At 48.5% G+C, this 19,413-nt stretch carries 20 protein-coding genes and 1 pseudogene; 15 read left to right on the forward strand and 6 right to left on the reverse strand.

Features of this window, described 5'->3' with window-relative positions; all coding sequences use genetic code 11:
* The first annotated feature begins 78 nt into the window (after positions 1 to 78).
* Positions 79 to 282 carry a Txe/YoeB family addiction module toxin gene (locus Q0991_RS19675; RefSeq protein ID WP_299491725.1) on the forward strand — a complete coding sequence of 68 codons (204 nt, stop codon included), beginning with the start codon at positions 79 to 81 and terminating at the stop codon, positions 280 to 282.
* A gap of 30 nt (positions 283 to 312) precedes the next feature.
* Here Q0991_RS19675 and moaB read toward each other — a convergent pair whose 3' ends face one another.
* Positions 313 to 828 (reverse strand): molybdenum cofactor biosynthesis protein B, encoded by a 516-nt coding sequence (moaB, locus tag Q0991_RS19680; protein ID WP_299491727.1) that lies wholly within the window; start codon positions 826 to 828, stop codon positions 313 to 315.
* Positions 829 to 1,008: 180 nt separating this feature from the next.
* Here moaB and Q0991_RS19685 point away from each other — a divergent pair, with 180 nt between their 5' ends.
* The 3 genes from Q0991_RS19685 to Q0991_RS19695 all read left to right on the forward strand — a co-directional run bounded on the left by Q0991_RS19685 (position 1,009) and on the right by Q0991_RS19695 (position 4,589).
* Positions 1,009 to 3,030 carry a glycosyltransferase family 2 protein gene (locus Q0991_RS19685; RefSeq protein ID WP_299491728.1) on the forward strand — a complete coding sequence of 674 codons (2,022 nt, stop codon included), beginning with the start codon at positions 1,009 to 1,011 and terminating at the stop codon, positions 3,028 to 3,030.
* Between the two features lie 66 nt (positions 3,031 to 3,096).
* A complete protein-coding gene (locus Q0991_RS19690) occupies positions 3,097 to 3,939 on the forward strand; it encodes a DUF547 domain-containing protein (RefSeq protein ID WP_299491729.1) in 843 nt (280 codons plus the stop codon).
* A 5-nt stretch (positions 3,940 to 3,944) separates the two neighbouring features.
* Positions 3,945 to 4,589: a Vat family streptogramin A O-acetyltransferase gene (locus Q0991_RS19695; protein ID WP_299491730.1), complete on the forward strand. Its 645-nt coding sequence runs from the start codon at positions 3,945 to 3,947 to the stop codon at positions 4,587 to 4,589.
* A 77-nt stretch (positions 4,590 to 4,666) separates the two neighbouring features.
* On the opposite strand, the gene Q0991_RS19700 is transcribed toward Q0991_RS19695, so the two are convergent.
* Positions 4,667 to 5,383: a phycocyanobilin:ferredoxin oxidoreductase gene (locus tag Q0991_RS19700; protein WP_299491732.1), complete on the reverse strand. Its 717-nt coding sequence runs from the start codon at positions 5,381 to 5,383 to the stop codon at positions 4,667 to 4,669.
* Between the two features lie 66 nt (positions 5,384 to 5,449).
* Between Q0991_RS19700 and Q0991_RS19705 the strand changes: the two genes are divergently transcribed.
* On the forward strand, positions 5,450 to 6,637 hold the full coding sequence (locus Q0991_RS19705) for a DNA double-strand break repair nuclease NurA (protein WP_299491734.1): 1,188 nt from the start codon (positions 5,450 to 5,452) through the stop codon (positions 6,635 to 6,637).
* Positions 6,638 to 6,786: 149 nt separating this feature from the next.
* A complete protein-coding gene (locus Q0991_RS19710; protein WP_299491737.1) occupies positions 6,787 to 8,529 on the forward strand; it encodes an N-acetylmuramoyl-L-alanine amidase in 1,743 nt (580 codons plus the stop codon).
* Between the two features lie 67 nt (positions 8,530 to 8,596).
* On the opposite strand, the gene Q0991_RS19715 is transcribed toward Q0991_RS19710, so the two are convergent.
* Both Q0991_RS19715 and Q0991_RS19720 read right to left on the reverse strand, forming a co-directional pair.
* Positions 8,597 to 8,986, reverse strand: a complete 390-nt coding sequence (locus Q0991_RS19715) for an AbrB family transcriptional regulator (protein ID WP_299491739.1) — start codon at positions 8,984 to 8,986, stop codon at positions 8,597 to 8,599.
* 594 nt (positions 8,987 to 9,580) lie between these two features.
* Entirely contained in the window at positions 9,581 to 9,982 is a 402-nt protein-coding gene (locus Q0991_RS19720) for a hypothetical protein (RefSeq protein ID WP_299491741.1), read from the reverse strand.
* Between the two features lie 97 nt (positions 9,983 to 10,079).
* Here Q0991_RS19720 and Q0991_RS19725 point away from each other — a divergent pair, with 97 nt between their 5' ends.
* The 4 genes from Q0991_RS19725 to Q0991_RS19740 all read left to right on the forward strand — a co-directional run bounded on the left by Q0991_RS19725 (position 10,080) and on the right by Q0991_RS19740 (position 13,795).
* Complete coding sequence (locus tag Q0991_RS19725; RefSeq protein ID WP_366525017.1) at positions 10,080 to 11,000, forward strand: RluA family pseudouridine synthase; 921 nt, start codon at positions 10,080 to 10,082, stop codon at positions 10,998 to 11,000.
* A gap of 459 nt (positions 11,001 to 11,459) precedes the next feature.
* Entirely contained in the window at positions 11,460 to 11,807 is a 348-nt protein-coding gene (locus tag Q0991_RS19730) for a hypothetical protein (RefSeq protein WP_299491745.1), read from the forward strand.
* A 90-nt stretch (positions 11,808 to 11,897) separates the two neighbouring features.
* Entirely contained in the window at positions 11,898 to 12,689 is a 792-nt protein-coding gene (locus Q0991_RS19735; RefSeq protein WP_299491747.1) for a PD-(D/E)XK nuclease family protein, read from the forward strand.
* A 92-nt stretch (positions 12,690 to 12,781) separates the two neighbouring features.
* Positions 12,782 to 13,795 (forward strand): M23 family metallopeptidase, encoded by a 1,014-nt coding sequence (locus Q0991_RS19740; protein ID WP_299491749.1) that lies wholly within the window; start codon positions 12,782 to 12,784, stop codon positions 13,793 to 13,795.
* 20 nt (positions 13,796 to 13,815) lie between these two features.
* On the opposite strand, the gene Q0991_RS19745 is transcribed toward Q0991_RS19740, so the two are convergent.
* Complete coding sequence (locus Q0991_RS19745) at positions 13,816 to 14,721, reverse strand: D-hexose-6-phosphate mutarotase (RefSeq protein WP_299491751.1); 906 nt, start codon at positions 14,719 to 14,721, stop codon at positions 13,816 to 13,818.
* A gap of 233 nt (positions 14,722 to 14,954) precedes the next feature.
* Between Q0991_RS19745 and chrA the strand changes: the two genes are divergently transcribed.
* Entirely contained in the window at positions 14,955 to 16,154 is a 1,200-nt protein-coding gene (gene chrA, locus Q0991_RS19750) for a chromate efflux transporter (RefSeq protein ID WP_299491753.1), read from the forward strand.
* Between the two features lie 30 nt (positions 16,155 to 16,184).
* On the opposite strand, the gene Q0991_RS19755 is transcribed toward chrA, so the two are convergent.
* A complete protein-coding gene (locus Q0991_RS19755; protein ID WP_299491755.1) occupies positions 16,185 to 16,322 on the reverse strand; it encodes a hypothetical protein in 138 nt (45 codons plus the stop codon).
* Positions 16,323 to 16,358: 36 nt separating this feature from the next.
* On the opposite strand from Q0991_RS19755, the gene Q0991_RS19760 reads away from it, so the two are divergent.
* The 4 genes and pseudogenes from Q0991_RS19760 to Q0991_RS19775 form a co-directional block, all read left to right on the forward strand.
* Positions 16,359 to 16,886 carry a hypothetical protein gene (locus tag Q0991_RS19760; RefSeq protein ID WP_299491757.1) on the forward strand — a complete coding sequence of 176 codons (528 nt, stop codon included), beginning with the start codon at positions 16,359 to 16,361 and terminating at the stop codon, positions 16,884 to 16,886.
* Between the two features lie 186 nt (positions 16,887 to 17,072).
* Complete coding sequence (locus Q0991_RS19765; protein WP_299491759.1) at positions 17,073 to 17,309, forward strand: hypothetical protein; 237 nt, start codon at positions 17,073 to 17,075, stop codon at positions 17,307 to 17,309.
* Positions 17,309 to 17,647: a type II toxin-antitoxin system PemK/MazF family toxin gene (locus Q0991_RS19770; RefSeq protein WP_299491761.1), complete on the forward strand. Its 339-nt coding sequence runs from the start codon at positions 17,309 to 17,311 to the stop codon at positions 17,645 to 17,647. Before Q0991_RS19765 ends, Q0991_RS19770 begins: the two co-directional genes overlap by 1 nt.
* Before the next feature lie 437 nt (positions 17,648 to 18,084).
* Positions 18,085 to 19,413, forward strand: a pseudogene (locus Q0991_RS19775) (glutamate synthase subunit alpha); the annotation flags it as partial.

Genomic DNA, 19,413 nt, shown 5'->3' on the forward strand with positions numbered 1-19,413 from the left:
TCACATCTAGGATGGAGACATTTTGCTGTCCACTGGTGAGGAAATTGCTCAAGCATCCTGACTTTCTCTCTGTCTAAAGTGATAAAAGAGGGATATGACAAGGTTTGGAAATTGGTGGATGAATGCTTGGTCCATCCCTTTACGGGAACAGGTAAGCCAGAACCTCTAAGACACCTTGGGGCAGATGTTTGGAGCCGAAGAGTCACCTTAGCCGATCGACTCGTTTATCGGGTTGGACATGGGAAAATTGACTTTCTAACCTGCCGATATCATTACGACTAATCCCTTGAGTGGAACTACAAGGTCTCGTCTTTACCTTTCCCGTAATCGAGGCATGAGTTCTGCCAGATTGCAGGGAGCATGGCGGACATCCAATTGGTCTTGAATCAGCACATCCCAACCTGTGCGGCAAGCACCAGATGAACCGGGTAGACAAAACAGGTAGGTACCATTGGCGACTCCCGATAATGCCCGAGACTGAATTGTTGAAGTCTTAATGTCTTCGTAGGAAATCATACGGAAGATTTCACCAAAACCCTGGATTTCCTTATCCAACAAGGGTTTAATCGCTTCTGGCGTGCCGTCTCGTCCCGTCACTCCCGTGCCTCCGGTAGTGATAATGGCCTGTACGGATTCATCGACGATCCAGCGAGAAACCACAGCCCGAATTTGGTAGATGTCGTCAGGAACGATGACTTTTTCGGCTAGGGTATGTCCGGTTTCCTGGATGCGATCGCACAACAGTTTCCCCGACGTATCCGTTTCCTCTGTGCGGGTATCGGACACCGTCATCACAGCAATATTGATGGGAATAAATTGCTTTGCCATCCGTATGCTCCCAAGCCATCGGCCTCATCCTATCCTACTGAATGAGCGAAACGGCGAGCATTTGTGCATTGGTGGTGCACTCTCATCAGACTCTCAGTGAACACTCAGCTAAGTTGAGCCTTCCATCTAATCTTAATAAGGTTAGCTGTAGATACTTGTGCTCTATATAAACTGCTTTGGATGAGGGTTCCACAAACTGATTGGGATGATGTTCTGGTCATTATCCCTGTACTCAACGAAGAAGAAACCATAGGGACCGTCATTTCCTCCTTGCAGAAGTTGGGATTGCGGCAAATTCGGGTCGTTGATAATGGTAGTTGCGATCGCACCGCCGATACCGCCCAAACCGCCGGAGCCGAGGTTCTCTCTGAACCGATTCCTGGCTATGGTCGCGCTTGTTGGAAGGGAATGCAGAATATCCCCGAACATATCTACTGGATTTTGTTTTGCGATGGTGATGGCAGCGATGAGCTATCCGTATTGCCAGCGTTTTTTGCTCAACGCCAAGATTGCGACTTAATTTTAGGCAATCGCCGTGCCCGCCCTGACAGTCGGGCCGCCATGACGCCCGTTCAAAACTGGGGAAATGGCTTAGCCACCACCTTGATTCGCTGGGGATGGGGACATCCCTTTCAAGACTTAGGCCCTCTCCGCCTCATTCGTCGCGCCCGCCTCGAACAGCTCAATATGCAAGATCGTGGCTTTGGCTGGACGGTTGAAATGCAGGCCAAGGCCGCCGAATATCAATTAAGAACCTGCGAAATTCCCCAGGGCTATCGCCCCCGCCAAGGGGGACGCTCCAAAATTAGCGGCACGATTAAAGGCAGTATCCAGGCGGGCAGCGTTATTTTGAGTACGCTGGTCATCCTCTATGGTCAACACTTGCAACTGCTCTATGCGAAATCTCCCCTGCAGAAATTTTCCGTCTGGCTTAGCGCCATTCTGCTAATGGCTGGCTGCGCCATGATTGTCCCATATGGAGATTTTACCCAGCTGGGGATGGTGCCGCCTTTTTGGCGAGGGGTGAGCGTTATGGGCTTGGGGTTTGTGGTGTCTTGGCTATTACCCCAGGTATCGAAGATGTGGTTCTGGACGGTTGCGATCGCAACCCGATGCATCCTTTTAGCTATGGCTCCCGGCAATGATATTTGGCGCTATCTCTGGGAAGGACGACTGCAAAATTTGGGCATTAGTCCCTTTGCGCTCGCTCCCACTGCGCCTGAACTCGCCCCCCTTCGCACAGAATGGTGGTCGTTGATTAACAACGCCGATGTTTCAGCTATTTACCCTCCTATAACTCAATTAGGCTTCCGAGGATTAGCTGTAATTTCAACCTCCGTACTGCTGTTTAAAGTGGCGTTTATCGCAGCGGATTTAGGGGTCTGTTGGCTACTCCAACGGCGGTTTGGCTGCCTGAAAGCTCTGATCTATGCCTGGAATCCACTGGTCATTTACGCCTTTGCAGGCGGAGCCCACTATGATAGTTGGTTTATTCTGCCCCTAGTCTGGGCCTGGCTCTGCTTGGATACTCAACCTCGTAAAGCTGCGTTGACCCTGGCCGGATTAGGGCTGTTGGGCGTCAGTATTGCTACCAAATGGATTTCTCTACCCATCATTGCCTATGTCGCCTGGAGTTTCTTAAAACAGCGAGAGTGGACATGGGCTAGCATCTCTGTTCTATTGCCAGTCCTGCCCATGCTTATCAGTGCTTTGCCGTTTTGTGCCCTGACCAGCTGTCCTTTGATTCCTACCCGTTCCGCCTTTGTCACCAGAGGCCGTAGTGCTGAGTTTTTACCGATTGGCTCGCTGTTATCGGCACCTGAGTGGCACAATGCGATTTTGCTGATACCGCTTGCGATCGCCCTCCTTTTCCTCCTCTGGCGAACCACCCAGGTGGGGGACTTTACCGAAAGCTATTTGGGTACGCTACTCCTTCTTTCCCCCGTGGTTCATGCTTGGTACTTTACTTGGCTGGTTCCCTTTGCCGTTGCTAGCCGCAATTGGGGCACGCGTTTAGTCAGCCTTTCTGCATTTGTCTATTTTGCCCTCCCCCACCGAGAGAGCTTGGGAGCAAGTCATTGGTTGTTGACTCCTAGTGAACGCCTTTGGCTATGGGCTCCATTTGTTTTAGGCTGGCTGTGGACCCGGTTCGTTCAACGGTCGCAGCCACTTTTTAAGGCGAGCCCAGGAATATCTCAGTAAATTCTCAGCTCCGTCGGGCTTTATAAGAACATATCGTTTTTTTGAGATGCCTGGAGATCAATAGAGATGAAGAAGATAAAACCCTTTTCTATTTTGTTGCCAGGCGTACTTTTACTGTCGAGCTGTGCTAATCTCCCGTTTATCGGTGCCGAAGACATTCCGGTGCAAGCTGCAATTGATACCAGCAAGCCATTTAGCAACGATGAATATACGAAGCTGCTGACCCAATATGTCACAGATGATGGCTGGGTTAATTACGAGGAACTGCAGAAAAATCGGGGAGAGTTGGATCGCTACTACGCTCAGTTAGCAGCCGTCACCACAGATACCTACAAAAGCTGGGATACAAACCAACAGTTAGCATTTATGTTGAATGCTTACAACGCCTTGACCTTGCTCGCCATTATTGAGCAAGACCCTCTGAAAAATAGCATTCGCGATATTCCGGGTGTCTGGAGTTCCAAAAAGTTCCAGGTCGCTGGTGAATCCAAAACCCTAAACAATATCGAGCACGATATTATCCGTCCTACTTTTAACGAGCCTCGAATTCATGCAGCCTTAGTGTGTGCCGCCAAGAGCTGTCCTCCCCTGAGAAATGAACCTTACACAGGGGAAAGTTTAGAAGCGCAACTAGAAGATCAAGCCAAAAAATGGGTCAGTAACTCTGAGACGGGTTTTCGCATCGACCGACAAGAGAACAAAGTCTATTTATCTAAGATCTTTGATTGGTTTGGAGAAGACTGGGAAGCTGACTTTGGGGTGAAGGATCAGTTTGCTGGCAATGACAAGCAAAAAGCAGCGCTCAATTTCATCAGCAACTATGTCTCTGTTGAAGACCAAGCCTATTTAAAAGCAGGCAAATATCAAGTCAGTTATCTAGACTATGATTGGTCCCTCAATAAGCAATAAGTTCAATGGAATACCCTGACCCCAACGTGGTTCACCCCATGACGGGGTTTCCTCAAGTTTGCTTTATCAAAAATACGGTCACCAATCCCAACATCATCATTGGTGACTACACCTATTACGATGACCCCGTTGACTCCGAAAACTTTGAGCGCAACGTCCTCTATCACTTTCCCTTTGTCGGCGACAAGCTGATTATTGGTAAGTTCTGCGCTTTATCCCGAGGTATTCGGTTCATTATGAATGGGGCGAACCATAAGATGTCTGGCTTTTCGACCTATCCCTTTGAAATTTTCGGCAAGGGCTGGCAAAGGGCCACTCCTCAAGGGCATGAATATCCCTACAAAGGAGATACGGTCATTGGCAATGATGTTTGGATTGGATATGAATCCGTGATGATGCCCGGTATCAAGATTGGGGATGGCGCCATTGTCGCTGCCCAGTCCGTGGTTACTAAGGATGTGCAGCCTTATACGATTGTAGGGGGTAATCCTGCCACCATTATTCGCCAGCGTTTCTCGGAGGAAATTGTTCAGGCATTGCTAGAAATTGCCTGGTGGAATTGGGACATTGAAAAAATCACAGCTAATCTAGAGAAAATCATCGGTGCAGACATTGCCGCATTACAGGCATGTAATCTGCGCTTTGCATAACCAGTGGTTGAAAATGAGTTTGCCCAATAATCTGACGTAGACTCGTTGATCTTTAGCATCTGGCAATAACCTTTGATTTATGGGCAATCGAAGAGAACCGTCGTCATATACCGTTCAGCCCAATGCGTCCCAAACGCCTTTTCCAAAATTCGTCGAGTTTTGTCATTCTGCTGCTGTTGTTGGCAGTACCGTCGTTGCCCACCTAAGACGCCATCCATCTCTGATTCAGGTACAGGTTGAGTCGTTAGGGCCTGTTGGCAATGCCAACTTAAATAGGCTGAGACGCGATCTAAAAATTGAGCTTCTTCCTGGGGGGTTTGAGGTCGGATAAACAGGCAGAACTCCGAAAAGATATTTCCCCATGCTGGTAATTGCCGAGGCTCAGCAAACTGTACCTTGGACAAACCGCTGAGATGGTCGTGGTAGGCAGGTGAGAGTTTCCCCTCGGCAGTCACAGGAGATAGATCGGCAATGGCTGCACTAATGCCGCCCCGTCCACCGACTAAATCAGTGCCAAACAGGGGCAGGTCATACTGAGGGTCAGGAAACATCACACAGTGCAGGATATCCAAGCCGGTGCCGACTTTGGCTAATTCCAAATGAAGCTTGCGAAACGGTGGAGCCTGGTAACACACATTTTCGATGACTAAAAACTCACCTTCAAGACGTCCTTCCACATGGCCGAATTCTGAGGGAAGTGGATAGTCAGATAACACTAAATATTGAGTCCAAATGGCCTCAATCCGATTGGCCCATTCCTGGATGAGTGGATGCTGCTGCTGACGTAAAGACATAGATACAAAATTCACTACCAGTTGGTAGTAGAGTAAAAAAAAATGGGCTGAAGATAAAGGTTTATCATGCCACTCAAGCCGTCTGAAATCTTACAAGCGTTAGACCAAAAACAGACTGAGTTCCAGGATTTTCACCAAACAACCCTTAAAGTCTTAGAGAAATATCGTAAAGCATTAAGTCAGGTTGCCCAACAGCCGGATACGGATATCACAGCCGCGTTGGCCAACCATCCCAACCCCGGTGGTCGCCCGCTGGAGTCCTTGGGCGAAAGCCCGAACTGGGTGATTCCATCCAGACTCAAGTGGTCTAGCCGTGAGCAGAGCCTGGAATGGGTGCGTGAACGATTGATGGGGATTACCACCTTTGCGGTGGATGGGTCTCAAATTTATCCCAGCAAGGATATTTCCATCCCCATTGGTATGGTGCAAGTAGGCTGGTTTGAGAATCCCCATTTGCCTTTAGGCAGCTATGACAAGGATGTGCGCCTAGCCGTCTTGTCACCAGAAGATCTCAAGCCACAGGATCGCAGCACTCCGATGGATCGGCTGGTGAATATGCATCGGTTTCGTATGGAAATCCAGCGCATGATCGAATTTATGGAAGGTCATACCCATCGGTCTGATTGCTTAGTGTTTCTAGATGGTTCGCTAGTGGCAACGTTTGCGGAAAAGTTTGATGCGGAATGCCGAAAATTCTACGTTCAGCAATTAGTCGAACTCCTGCAAGCGAGTGAACAGTTTCGAGTGCCCTTAGTGGCCTATATTGATACCTCTCGTGCCCGGGATTTAGTTCAGCTTCTCCACTGTTTGAAGAAGCTACCGGAAGCGCCATCGCTGAATGATGCGGCTTTGTTGGGCGCGAATATGGAATGGGGCGATCGCACGCCGTTATTTTTATGCGATCGCAAAGGTGAAAACAGCCACCAAGGCATCCTTCAAGACTACGGCGACCAAGCTGAATCCATCGCCTTTACCTACCTCAAAACCCATGAAGGTGCCCCCGTCCGCGTTGAAATGCCCCTCTGGATTTATGATGCAGGACTACACTCCACGGTTCTAGATTTTGTCCGTGGAGAAGTGATCATCGGCGGAGGCTATCCCTACGTGATTGAAACAGCCGATCGCGTAGCTGTCCTCCAAGCCGAAGACCGCCAAATCTTCTTTCGTCTTCTACAAGAATGGGCTGAGAAAGAAGAGATCAACCTGCGATTCTCTCGCAAGATGATTAGCAAAGTTCTGCGTAGAGGGAACTAGCTGATCGCGTCCATCACTGTCCGCAAAAAGCGACTTTCAAAGATAACATTCTGCACATTGGGGCAACTATAAGCACCACTCCGTAGTCCTGAATATTGACAGGGACACAGGATTACGGTTGATTTAAGTGGATGTGCAGAGTAGAGTCCATGAAGCGAATCTTGGGATTAGCAATTCTTGCTGGGAGTTTGAGTTTGGTCTATCCCCATGCGGCTGTTGCCGGAGACGCCTTAGGAGTGGTCTACCCTGCCGATGGACATAAAACCACTGCGGCTCAAATTTTTCTGATTGGTACAGCTCCTGCCTCAGGAGATGTGACCGTGAATGGCAAGGTGATAGAACGCAGCCCCACCGGAAACTTTGCCCCCAGTTTTCTCCTAGAGCTTGGCGAAAATACCTTTACGCTTCAGTACGGTGACCAAACCCTTACCCTCAACATCACTCGCACAGCAACCTCTCCCCTACCCACGGCAGGTCTAACTGAAGATTCCCTGGAACCCAAAACGGATATTGCTAAACTCCCCAATGAGCCTGTTTGTTTTACCACGATTGCCAAACCGAACGCTCAGCTCTCGGTTCAAATCGGTCAACAAACCGTTCCTTTGCTACCCCAAGGTCAATCCGTCAATTTACCTCCCAACTCGGCTGCTTTAACCCAACAGAATCAACCGCAAACCACGGATCAGCCAGGGGTGTATCAGGGCTGTACTGCCTTCTCTCAACCCGGTGTTTTGGGTAAGCCTGTGTTTCAGCTAACCAAAGATGGACAAACCCTCCAGCGAACGGGAGCGAGCACCATTGAAATTCTCTCGCCCCAGGACTTCTCTGTAATCGAGGTGACGAGTGACCAAGGCGTGGCCCGCACAGGACCGAGTACGAACTACTCTCGGTTAACGCCACTACCCAAAGGGACGCAAGCTCGTATTACTGGACGAGAGGGGGAATGGTTGCGGTTGGATTATGGCGCTTGGATCAAAGCAAAAGAAACCCGTCCCCTCTCCCAGAATATTCTGCCCCATTCCATTATTCGCAGTCTTCGCAGTCGCCAAGTTCCTGGCTGGACTGAAGTAGTATTTCCGCTGCAAAAGCCAGTGCCCATTAGCGTCAACCAAGGGGATCAAACCTTTACCTTGACCCTGCATAACACCACTGCTCAAACCGATGTCATTTTTATGAATGATGATCCGGTTATTCGGCGGTTAGATTGGCAACAGCCGGGTCCAGGTCGGGTGGAGTATAAATTCAACCTCAAGCCAAAACAACAGTGGGGCTATAAGCTGCGCTACGAAGGCACCAGCTTGATACTTTCCCTCCGGCATCCCCCTAAAGGCACAGGACTCTCCAATGTGAAAGTCTTACTGGACCCAGGACATGGCAGTGTCAATGATCTGGGTGCCCGAGGACCCACGGGGTTACCTGAAAAAGATGTAACGGTTGTCGTTAGCAAGCTGCTGCAGCAAGAGTTAAAAAAGCGAGGGGCAACCGTAGTCATGACTCGGGAAGGGGATGATGACCTCTATCCTAAGGATCGGGTGGATGTCATCAACCAAACGGAACCAACGATTGCCATCAGTGTCCACTACAATGCGTTGCCCGACAGTGGCGATGCGGTGAATACGGCAGGTATTGGGGCCTTCTGGTATCATGCCCAAAGCCATGATTTGGCAGTCTTTTTACATCATTACCTAGTCGATGATCTGAAGCGGCCTGACTATGGTATTTTCTGGGATAATTTGGCGTTAACTCGACCAACGGTAGCCCCGACGGTGTTGATGGAGTTGGGATTTATGATTAATCCGACGGAATTCGAGTGGATTATAGACCCGAAAGCTCAGAAGCAGTTAGCGGTTAGTATGGCCGATGCGATCGCAGCTTGGTTCTCAAAAAAATAAGTTTGTCTCGTGGGGGTCACTCCTCAGATCACCCTGGCTGAAGAGTGTAGTGTCTGTCCCCAACCCACTAGTCGTCAGCTTCAACCTTCGTTAAATGAATATGCTTTCGCCCCAGAGAGACTTCAAATCTGTCTCCAGGCGTTAGCTCCATTTGCTTAGTGTAGGCTGACCCCACTAGCAAATTCCCATTGGTTTGGACTGAAATCATATAGCTAGGCTGGCGTCCCGATGTCCCTGAGCCATTGATGGGCTGGGCATCCAAATCTACCCCCTCAGCATCCAGAACCGCATTCAAGAAGGCCATCACATTTAATCGCTCAGACCCATCAGGATCATAGGAATAATAGCCGCACGCTTTAGCTTTCTCTTCTCGACTGAGCTGGTCAAGCTCCTTTATTTTTGTCAGTAGTTTTTTTCCGGTCAGTGGCTCAACCGACTGTTTTTTTTGTTTAGGCATAGGTCTCTAACGCAGGTACATTCACAACAAATACAAATGAGAACGTTGCTGAAAAAAGCAAGTATTTTTACTATAGCAAAAGAATAAATGGGGCGACTGCTATTGTCGAAATTTACGGGATTTAGGACGCACCTCATATCTCTTTTCTTTCAGGCAGACTCGTAAACTAAATCTAGAAAAAGATATCATATCTTAAGAGTCAATCTGGGCGTTAAGTAATGACTGGGAATGCATTACTTCAACGAGTGGCTCGTGAATTGACATCCCGTTTAAGTCATTTCAATAATGTATCAGGATTGATTCGGGGGGTTCCTCCATCAACCCAGCAAGCTGAGTTATCTGAACTTGGATGAATTGTCCAGTAGGGATAGGCAAGGCAAAGCATTCAGCTTAGCGCCGACTAAGCTGAACGGCAAGGATAGTTATCTTTTTCCAGCTAAGCCCTAAATAAGCGTTGAGCGAAAGTTTGAAAAGCAATACTTTTTTAAGAATTGGTGACGCTTAGCCCCTCAACATCAAAGACAGTTCTGAAAGATAGGGAAATCTCCATTGCCCAATGCGGGTGACTCAAACATTCACCAAGAGACAGTACCTCTATCGCCAATATCGTTGACTTTTACCAAACACACCCACAAGAATGCCAACAATAGAAATTTGATGAAGTTGACTTAAAAAAACGCCTGGGATTGGCATCAGTGATCTTACAACTAGAGCCATCAGCAAACACAAGATTAATGCCCACAGCGTGGATAAGTAAATCGATGGGCGAGGACCTATCAGTTTCTCCAAAACCATTACGCCTAAGATGCCAATTACCGCATCAACCGCCGCAGAATACAATAATCTTAAAGGAGAGCTAAACATTGACACAACTTGGATTTGTGACGCTGGCGGTAAGAGGAGAGACAGTCCATAGTCTAATCCTGTGACTAACCCGATGGTAATGGCAGAGGTATTTACTAAGACTTGCCAAGGGAGTGATTTGAGTTGATGCACTATCTCTCCATCAAAAAATTCTGCTTCAATTTTATCGATGCTCCAGCTTTTCTAACGAGGTCTAGACCAACACTAGGTTGTGGCATACATAGAAGAGATGAATCAAGGATGGACCTATCACAATCGAGTGGACAGTACTACTGCTGGGCTCACGCTTCTAGCCTTTTACTCAAAGCGATACCCGCATTCTAGTCGTCAAGAATGGCAAGAGCGAATTGAGTCTGGACAAGTTCGCCTAGAAGGAAAACAAACTGATCCAGAGGTAGTTCTAGCAAATGGCCAGACGTTATCCTACCATCGTCCTCCCTGGAAGGAACCGGATGTACCCTTATCGTTTGACGTACTCCATGAGGATGCTGAAATCCTGGTCGTCAGCAAGCCGTCTGGATTACCTGTCCTTCCTGGCGGTGGATTCTTGGAACATACCTTGCTTCACCAGGTGAAGATACGGTTCCCGAGTCATACCCCCCGGCCTATTCATCGTTTAGGCCGAGGAACGTCGGGAGTAATGCTAATGGCCAAATCGCGCCAAGCGCGGGCACATCTGAGCCAGCAGATGCGCAAAAGACACATTCAGAAACGATATCGGGCCTTAATTGGCGCTGATCCAGTTGATCAGCCCTTGGCAGAACACTTTGACATTAACCAGGCGATAGGCAAAGTTCCTTACCCTGGCTGGGGCGAGGTCTATGCCGCCAATGATTCAGGGCGTGCTTCCCATAGCGTTTGCAAGGTGTTGCAACGACGCTCGGATTCGACCTTACTCTCCGTCCTGATTACAACAGGACGCCCTCATCAAATTCGTATTCATCTGGCCAGCATTGGTTATCCCCTATTGGGTGATCCGCTGTATGGGGTCGGCGGACAGCCTAAGCCGGTGCCTCAAGCCCAGTCGCGACCTGTTCCAGGAGATTGTGGCTATTTCCTTCATGCGCACTCGTTACAGTTTATCCATCCTCAGACCAACCAAAAAATGCAATTTATCAGTCCTCCTCCACCCCAGCTCAGCTTGTTATAACTTGGCTATCAATCCGTTCATGCCTAAGTTTTGTTCTCGCTTCCTATCCCCCATTCATTTCTGATCTATCTGAAGGACTCGTGTTTGCTTGTTGACCCTTCTGTGAATGGGCTACCCAAGATAAGGCTTATTTGAACGGTATACAAGCTCCAGTCAGCATAAAGCAACGATTCATTAAGAATTATTCCTGAGAATGAAATAGAAGGCATGATATTGGAATAGAGTCCCACTTTGGGTATGAGAGTGGGCTACAACAGGCTAGATATACTTGATTGCCTTGCTATATGCAGGAGTGATAAACAACACCAACTCCTGTGACGCACATCATGTTTTTCGTTTGGCGTAAATTTTATTCTGTATTTCAGTGAGCAACAGCTAAGGAACAAACCTGGCGAAGCCACGACACAACACCTAAGCAAACATTCATTCTTTATCCCCCCTGCATTGAAGGAGACTCCTATGACTCGCCAAATCAAAATGATTGCCGGTTTGCTTGCAACGACAAGCGCAGCTGGATTCGTAGTCGCTGCATTTCCACAAGTCTCGTTGGCTGGTCAAAAGCACACCTATGACCCCATCTTGGTTCAACGCTATAACGATGGATGTGTTGAGAAAGTGACGAAAAAAGGAAAAACACCAGCCCAAGCTAAGCAGATGTGTAGTTGTTCTATGAGCAATATGCAGAGCCAATTGACCGAGAACGAAGCGATCAGCCTTTTGATTAAGTCTCAATTCAGCTTTTCCAAAGATGAAGAGACGGGACTACCCACTTCCCTCTCTCCTTACTTCGAGGGCTGTAAAGCTTAACCTAATTGAGGATAAACCGCGAAACGCCATGATTCTCGAATGCCGCTAAAATATAAGTACAAATCAACTAATTAGCAGGTACTTGGGGGCATGGCTTACCCTCTTTCAGCGACCAAACTTCAAACTTATCGTCAATGTCCTCAAGCCTATTATTTCAAGCATGAGCGGCGTTTGACAGTTCCCACCGCCTTTGGGTCGCCAACCTTTGGTAAAGCCATTCATCGGGCATTAGCTCAGATTTATCAAGATTGGCACTACAGCGAACCTATCCCACCTTTGCAATGGTTTGCCGACTGTTGGCAACAGCAGGTTGGCGAGCTGAGCGAGTCTCAAATTCACGAGGGCTGGCAAGTCTTAGAGACTTACTATCAACAGTATGTCGTTTCCCAGCCCATGCTCCGAAAACCCTTGGGAATTGAGGGTAAAGTTCAAGCTTGTTTCCAAGTGAGTAATATTGAATTTGCTTTGTCAGGTCGCTATGATCGCCTCGATTGGTTGGGTGACGGTCTGGAGCTAATTGACTATAAAACCAGCAAAACGATCAAGCCCCCCGAAACCATTGATGTTCAGTTAGGACTGTACTATTTAGCACTTGGGCAGACCTATCACCATGCCCTTAAACGGCTGAGCTTAATTTATTTACGCAGTAATCAGCGCATCTCCTATGAGGTGACCCCTGACCATCTAACCCAAGTCCAAGCCTTAATCGGGGACTTAGCGTTAAAACTTCGGTCTGATCAAGACTGGCATCCTCAGGAAGGAGAGCAATGCGATCGCTGTGGGTATCGACAATACTGTAGTACCCAAACCCCTAATCCCGAACCTCTGCCCCAAACGGCTCAACCACCACCTCGGGTACAGTTAGCTTTACCCTTGACTTAGCGCCCGTTTGTACTGCTTGTGTCTTATGGGGCATTCCCGGAATTGGCTACAGTGTGTGGATAGCCTGCTGTATAGGGTCAAGGGAGATAGTCATGATGCGTCGGTACATCGTTCTCCTCCTGCTGGGGTTGCTGTTTGCCATGGGCTGCAGTCTGGCAACGCGAGCCACGCCTACGCTTAAATTAGGACTCCCGATTGATTGCACCTTAGGGAAAGATTGCTTTGTGTTGCTCTATCCTGATCGTGATCCTGGCCCTGGAGCAGTTGATTTTGGCTGTGGTCGGATGACCTACGATGGGCACAAGGGTACTGACTTTGCCATTCCTGATGAAAAAGCCATGGCTCAAGGCGTTGCGGTTAAAGCTGCAGCGGCTGGAACGGTTCTGCGAACTCGGAACCATATCCCAGATCGTCGCCTGATCGAGCTAGGCCAGACCCAAAGCCTTGAAGGAACAGAATGTGGCAATGGCGTCGTGATCGAGCATGATCATAACTGGCAAACCCAATATTGCCACCTCCGCCAGGGCAGTATATCCGTGCAACCTGGTGATACCGTCCAAGAAGGGGAGCCGTTGGGATTAGTCGGAACCTCTGGGCAAACCTCTTTCCCTCACATCCACCTGAGTGTTCGCTATCAAGACCAGGTTATTGATCCCTTTATGGGGCCAGAGGCTCAGTCCGGTTGCCAAGGCCCCAAAAGTTCCCTATGGAAAACACCTCTCCCCTATCAACCGACGGGATTAATTCGCGCCGGATTTGCTACCCAACTTCCTCAAATTAATCAGTTGTGGGACGGGGCTTTTGCCGATAAAACCCTGCCTGTTGAGAGTCCTGCGGTGGTATTTTGGGTCCATACCTATGGGATGCTCAAAGGGGATCAGGAACGACTGCAATTACGAGACCCCAAGGGCAAAATTGTGGCTAATTTAAGTCGTTCCATCGATAAACCTCAGCGGATATGGACCCGGTCGATTGGCAAGAAGGGAGCTCAGCAACCCTTTATTCCAGGACGTTGGTCGGGACAATACCGACTGATTCGGGGTACAGAAATTCTGATTGATCATCAAGAAGTCGTGGATTTGGACTCAAGTGTGTCAAGACCTTAATAACTTCAAATTGCGCAAGTCTATCCAGCTTCGACGCGATAGTTCACCCCTAAATGGTGTTCACCATTTGGTGGAAGATTGACGACATCATTAGCCGCATTTGCTGTTTCCACACATACCATTTGTTGATACTCATCATTCGCGAAATCAGCCATTTGGGCAGCCTTGTCTATCCAGGGATTCCAGACAATTGCGGTTTGACTGCCTTGGGACTGAATGCGAATCTTTCGATGTAGGGTTGGATCTTCAATCACTAATTCAGGGGAGATATCCATATAAATCCGATCCACTTCTTCTGAGAGCGTGACCAGCCCTGATTGCTGTTTTTGGTGGCCCCCGTCTACCTTGTCGATATACTGTTTACCTTCTAAACCCTTTACCCGGACCGTATTGATATCACCAATCTGAAAGTAGGTATGTAGGGCTTGAGTCAGCGGAAAAGGTTGATGGCCAGTATTGCGGGTGATCAGAGCAATATTAAGGGTTTGACCCACCGTAATTTCAATGGATAGGGCAAAGGCATAGGGCCAAATCTCTTGAGTGTCAGGGGTATTGACTAAACCTAAGGTTACTTTCGTTGCCTGTTCGGGGGTCGTCATGGTGGATTGCACAGACCAGAGACGATTGCGGACAAACCCATGGCTGGCTCGACCCAATTTTTCAGGGTCAGGGCCAAACCAAGGCCAACAAATGGGAATCCCTCCTTTGATGGCTTTACCGGTTTGAAAATAGGCGTTCTGACTGAGAAATAGCAGATCTGCCTCGGCGGCTTTGGGGCAATAGGAGAGGACTTGTCCGGCGTAGACTGAAATGGATGCTTGGGCATGGGGGTTGTCGATATGGATCAAAGGAAAATCGCCTTTGCCCAGGGAAAAGTGAAGGTGCTCTGCGATACCATAGTCGGCGTTCAACTGTTCAATAGTCATGGCATATCTCCACTTCTCAATGGTTTTAAGGAACCTGGGATAAACGGGTGCGTTATCGGGATGGTATTTCAGTCCTCTAACTGCATTTTGACGCTAAAGGGTTTTGAGCATATTAACCGAAATTTAAGGCTTCCTCGTTAGAACAGAAAGGGTTTGCCTACAGCTGAATCTCATCCATCCCAGCCCAGATTGTTTAAAGTCTTATGATGAACTCGGAAGTAGAATCTCCTCCCATGCCTGCCTTATCCATCCGCTTGGGTGAGTTGGCGCGGGTCTTTTTCAAGCTTGGAACCATCGGTTTCGGTGGACCACAAGCTCATATTGCCATGGCGAATGACGAAGCGGTCGTTCGCCGCCAATGGCTGACGCCTGAACAGTTTACGGAGGGGTTGGCGGTTTGTGAAATGTTGCCTGGTCCGGCTTCCACCCAGATGGGCATTTACATTGGCTATGTGCGGGCGGGGCAGTTGGGGGCTCTGGTGTCGGGCTTTTGCTTTATTGCTCCTGCCTTTGTAATCGTTGTGGCTTTGGCCTGGGGCTATTTCCGGTTTCAAGGATTACCCCAAATTAATGATATTTTTCTGGGGGTTTCTCCCGTTGTCATTGCCATTATTTTGGCGTTTTGCTGGAAGCTGGCGATGAAGACGCTCAATGATGGGGTTCGGATTGGACTTGCGATCGCAACCCTCATCCTCACCCTGACCACTTCTATCAATGTTCTGCTGCAGTTTATCTTGGCTGGATTGGTTGGGCTATGGTGGTTTCGCCCTCAGAACGTGGGTCCTTCTAGTCGAGGATGGTGGGTACCACCGACGCCCTTATTGTTAGCAAACTTACCTGCTGAAACGCTAACCCTCTCCAGTATTTGGGGTTTGGAACGAATCGGTGAATTTCTCCTGCCCCTGACGATCTTCTTCCTGAAGGTGGGGAGCTTTATCTTTGGCGGGGGGTTGGTGATTATCCCTTTGTTGGAATTTGAGGTTGTCGAGCAGTTGCACTGGCTAACCCAAACGGAGTTTATTAATGGGGTGGCCATTGGTCAGCTATCGCCAGGTCCTGTGGTGCTGACTGCGGCATTTGTGGGCTTTAAAGTGGCAGGCATATTGGGTGCCCTAGTGTCGACTATCGCCATTTTTGCCCCTTCGTTTGCGTTTATTATGCTGGCCGCGCCCCTCTTGCTCCGGGCTCGGCAAAATCTCTGGATTCGAGCCTTTTTAAAAGGCATAACGCCTGCAGTACTGGGTGCGATCGCAGCCGCCACAATTCCCCTCTTGCGAACAACCTTAACGCAACCAACCCTGTTCTATTCCATTACCTCTGGTGTCATTGGACTCGTTGCTTTAGTCGCTTTACTCTGCTATAAGACTCCAACCTGGCTGTTAGTTCCCTTGGGGGCGGTTCTAGGATTAATGGTTGGTGTAATGCCTACCTAACCTGATCGATGAAGATCGCATGGTTGATGGTCAAGTGTGAACGACATCCTGCGATCGCGTTGCCATTGTCGGGGAGTTGGCAATCTCCAATGCAAGATGGTGTTGAGCTGCAATCTGCAACCGTTTATCCAAGGAGGGGGCTGGCAGAGAGCTGTCGTTGTAAGCCAAGATTGGCGGTATAGGGGTTGATTTGAATAAGAAGGCATGTCAAACATCGCTAAATTCCGAGTACTTCCTCAAAGTCAGCTCTCGGAACAAGACTTTGATGATTACCCGGTGTGGTCAGAATATTACGACTGCGAGGAAATTGAAGACTTGGAGCGCTGGGGGCTGGATCGAGACAAAGTGCTTCATTTATTTGAAAAAAACTCACCTGGGAATGAACACTGCGTGTACACGTTACTTGAGTACAACCCGTTCCCAGACCGTATGAGAATCTTTATTCGAGCAGCCATAACAACTCAGAATGGTTTAGAGCTTAAGGGTTTTATTATGAATGAGGATGCATTCTGTTTAGCCCTCTTTTACCAAGAAGAAGAGTTTATCTTTAGCCGAAACCCACTTCTTGAATTAGAGAATCAGCGAACAGCAGAACAGCTCCAAGCGGTATCTGGTAAATCAACCAGCCTCTTTCCTGTTCGATATGAAACAGAGTTCAAGTCTGCCCAAGGTTCTCTGATTGCTGGAGAGTTTATGTATGGTGTTTCGGAGTGTGAATCACATCAGTCCTAATCGGGAGCATGTCACCTTTGCAGATGCATACATTTTGAAACCAAAAACTTGGCGTCTGAAAGTAAGGCTAGCAAGGGTTTTTAGAATGAGTATAAATACTTACTTGCAAAGGTGACATGCTCCCTCCTAATCGCCCTGGTATAACTGAGGTATAACCAAAGAGTCAAACGTAAAGCTAAGGTTCCTATGAAAACTGCAATTTCCCTGCCAGATTCAGTTTTTGACCAGGCAGAAGCCCTTGCTCAGCAGTTAGGATTGTCGCGAAGTGAGCTATATACAAAAGCGTTGCAGGTGTATCTGCAACGATACAACCGTGAGCAAACTCTGCTCAAATTAAACCAAGTTTACGCTAAGGAGTCTGCTGACCTCGATCCAATAATGGCAAGAATGCAATATAAATCTTTACCCCACGAGAATTGGTAATGTATCGGGGAGAACTTTGGTGGGCAAACTTATCCGACCCCATCGGTTCAGAACCTGGATATCGTCGTCCTGTTTTGGTGGTTCAGGATGATACGTTTAATCAGAGCCGAATTAGCACTGTTATCGTTGCCACTGTCACTTCAAACACTCAGTTAGCAGAAGCACCAGGCAATGTACTGTTACCCAGTCGCATATCGGGTTTGTCGAAAGACTCAGTTGTCAATGTCTCCCAAATTTTAACGATCGATACAACGTTTTTAGTTGAGCGAATGGGTTCCCTACCAGACGATTTGCAGGAGGAAATAGATGAGGGTTTACGAACTGTTTTATACCTCTAGCATCGCCGGCTAACAAGCCAATAGCGCAGTCAATATTAGTGTCTTGCTTAGCTTGGGTTTACAACATTAATTCTGGAAGACACCAAAATAATTCTGAAATGTATAACAGCCCTCCAGATGAGGCTGTCAGAGACAACGGTAGATAAGGGAGGTTTTGCGTTAAGATTTTATACGCAGATCACCAACGTCTAATTGTCCCTCCCCTTCTTCACAGACACCTGTCTTTATTGACTGTAGTGAGGGAACCTTAAGTATTCCAAGGATTCCGGCATTCTCCGATACATCTGCGTCAGGCGGATCATCCTTTGGTTACATAAGATACACTTTCTCCCAATTGCTTTATGCACTACTGGGATTGAAGGCGATCCGCTGAACTTTTTGGGCTGCATCTTGAAATAGCGCAGCCATTTTTTCACCCCTATATTCTGAACCCGATCATGACTCATACCATGAATGCGCTTAATTTCTCCTCAACCTCCATTTTCCCTGGGCAGTCTTGGCTCGTGGAGGAACGGGATGCCTGTGGGGTGGGGTTTATTGCCAGTCCCCAAGCCCATCATGATCTAATTCAACAGGCCTTAACTGGGCTGACCTGCCTGGAGCATCGGGGTGGATGTAGTGCCGACCGAGATTCGGGAGATGGAGCTGGAATTCTAACGGCCATTCCCTGGCAGCTCTTTCAACAATGGTGGTCTACCCAAGATCAGTCCCTATCGGATGCCGAACAGGTGGGGGTGGGTATGGTGTTTTTGCCTACCGATTCAGAGGCATTAACCCAATGTAAACAGATCGTGGAAGAAGTTGCGATCGCAGCCCAATTCCAAGTCCTCGGATGGCGACCTGTACCCATCAAACCTGACCTGCTAGGAGAGCAAGCCCGCGCTAATCAGCCCGATATTGAACAGGTGTTTCTAGCCTCTCCCAACCTTAAAGGCGATGAACTCGAACGCCAGCTTTATTTAGTGCGTAAGCAGATCGAAAAAGCCGTGTCGGAGACAGGGGCCGACTGGGCACCAGAGTTTTATTTCTGTTCCCTGTCCCATCGCACCATTGTTTATAAAGGTATGGTGCGCTCAGAAATCTTGGGAGCTTTTTATGAGGATTTGCAGAACCCCGACTATCTGAGTTCCTTCGCCATCTACCATCGTCGCTTTAGTACCAATACCTTACCCAAGTGGCCCCTGGCCCAGCCTATGCGCTTTTTGGGCCACAACGGCGAAATCAATACGTTACTTGGCAATATCAAATGGATGGCAGCTCGGCAGTCGGCCCTGAGTCACCCCCATTGGCAAGACCGTTTTGAAGAGCTGCGTCCCCTGGTCAACCCGAATGCCAGCGATTCAGCTAATTTAGATAAAACCCTGGAGCTATTAGTTCAGTCTGGGCGTAGTCCCCAGGAAGCGCTAATGATGCTGGTGCCGGAAGCCTATCGTAATCAGCCTGCTCTAGCGGATCACCCGGAAATCGTTGATTTCTATGAGTACTATAGCGGCCTTCAGGAAGCCTGGGATGGTCCAGCTCTATTGGCCTTTAGCGATGGCAAAGTCGTGGGAGCCGCCTTAGATCGCAATGGATTGCGGCCCGCTCGCTACTGCACCACCCAGGACGGCACTGTGTACGTTTCGTCTGAAGCGGGAGCCATTCCCATTCCTGAAGCCGACATTGTCACCAAAGGACGCTTAGGACCGGGCCATATGATTGCGGTGGATTTAGCCACCCATCAAGTGCAGACCAACTGGGAGATTAAGGCTCAAATTGCTGCAGAA

It is taken from the genome of Acaryochloris sp. IP29b_bin.137, assembly GCF_028285745.1.
Taxonomy (GTDB): domain Bacteria; phylum Cyanobacteriota; class Cyanobacteriia; order Thermosynechococcales; family Thermosynechococcaceae; genus Acaryochloris.

Excerpts from the sequence above, each read along its gene's own strand:
- moaB (WP_299491727.1), bottom strand. The coding sequence starts at position 828 with ATGGCAAAGCAATTTATTCCCATCAATATTGCTGTGATGACGGTGTCC.
- Q0991_RS19685 (WP_299491728.1), top strand. The coding sequence starts at position 1,009 with ATGAGGGTTCCACAAACTGATTGGGATGATGTTCTGGTCATTATCCCT.
- Q0991_RS19690 (WP_299491729.1), top strand. The coding sequence starts at position 3,097 with ATGAAGAAGATAAAACCCTTTTCTATTTTGTTGCCAGGCGTACTTTTA.
- Q0991_RS19695 (WP_299491730.1), top strand. The coding sequence starts at position 3,945 with ATGGAATACCCTGACCCCAACGTGGTTCACCCCATGACGGGGTTTCCT.
- Q0991_RS19700 (WP_299491732.1), bottom strand. The coding sequence starts at position 5,383 with ATGTCTTTACGTCAGCAGCAGCATCCACTCATCCAGGAATGGGCCAAT.
- Q0991_RS19705 (WP_299491734.1), top strand. The coding sequence starts at position 5,450 with ATGCCACTCAAGCCGTCTGAAATCTTACAAGCGTTAGACCAAAAACAG.
- Q0991_RS19710 (WP_299491737.1), top strand. The coding sequence starts at position 6,787 with ATGAAGCGAATCTTGGGATTAGCAATTCTTGCTGGGAGTTTGAGTTTG.
- Q0991_RS19715 (WP_299491739.1), bottom strand. The coding sequence starts at position 8,986 with ATGCCTAAACAAAAAAAACAGTCGGTTGAGCCACTGACCGGAAAAAAA.
- Q0991_RS19725 (WP_366525017.1), top strand. The coding sequence starts at position 10,080 with ATGAATCAAGGATGGACCTATCACAATCGAGTGGACAGTACTACTGCT.
- Q0991_RS19730 (WP_299491745.1), top strand. The coding sequence starts at position 11,460 with ATGACTCGCCAAATCAAAATGATTGCCGGTTTGCTTGCAACGACAAGC.
- Q0991_RS19735 (WP_299491747.1), top strand. The coding sequence starts at position 11,898 with ATGGCTTACCCTCTTTCAGCGACCAAACTTCAAACTTATCGTCAATGT.
- Q0991_RS19740 (WP_299491749.1), top strand. The coding sequence starts at position 12,782 with ATGATGCGTCGGTACATCGTTCTCCTCCTGCTGGGGTTGCTGTTTGCC.
- Q0991_RS19745 (WP_299491751.1), bottom strand. The coding sequence starts at position 14,721 with ATGACTATTGAACAGTTGAACGCCGACTATGGTATCGCAGAGCACCTT.
- chrA (WP_299491753.1), top strand. The coding sequence starts at position 14,955 with ATGCCTGCCTTATCCATCCGCTTGGGTGAGTTGGCGCGGGTCTTTTTC.
- Q0991_RS19760 (WP_299491757.1), top strand. The coding sequence starts at position 16,359 with ATGTCAAACATCGCTAAATTCCGAGTACTTCCTCAAAGTCAGCTCTCG.
- Q0991_RS19765 (WP_299491759.1), top strand. The coding sequence starts at position 17,073 with ATGAAAACTGCAATTTCCCTGCCAGATTCAGTTTTTGACCAGGCAGAA.
- Q0991_RS19770 (WP_299491761.1), top strand. The coding sequence starts at position 17,309 with ATGTATCGGGGAGAACTTTGGTGGGCAAACTTATCCGACCCCATCGGT.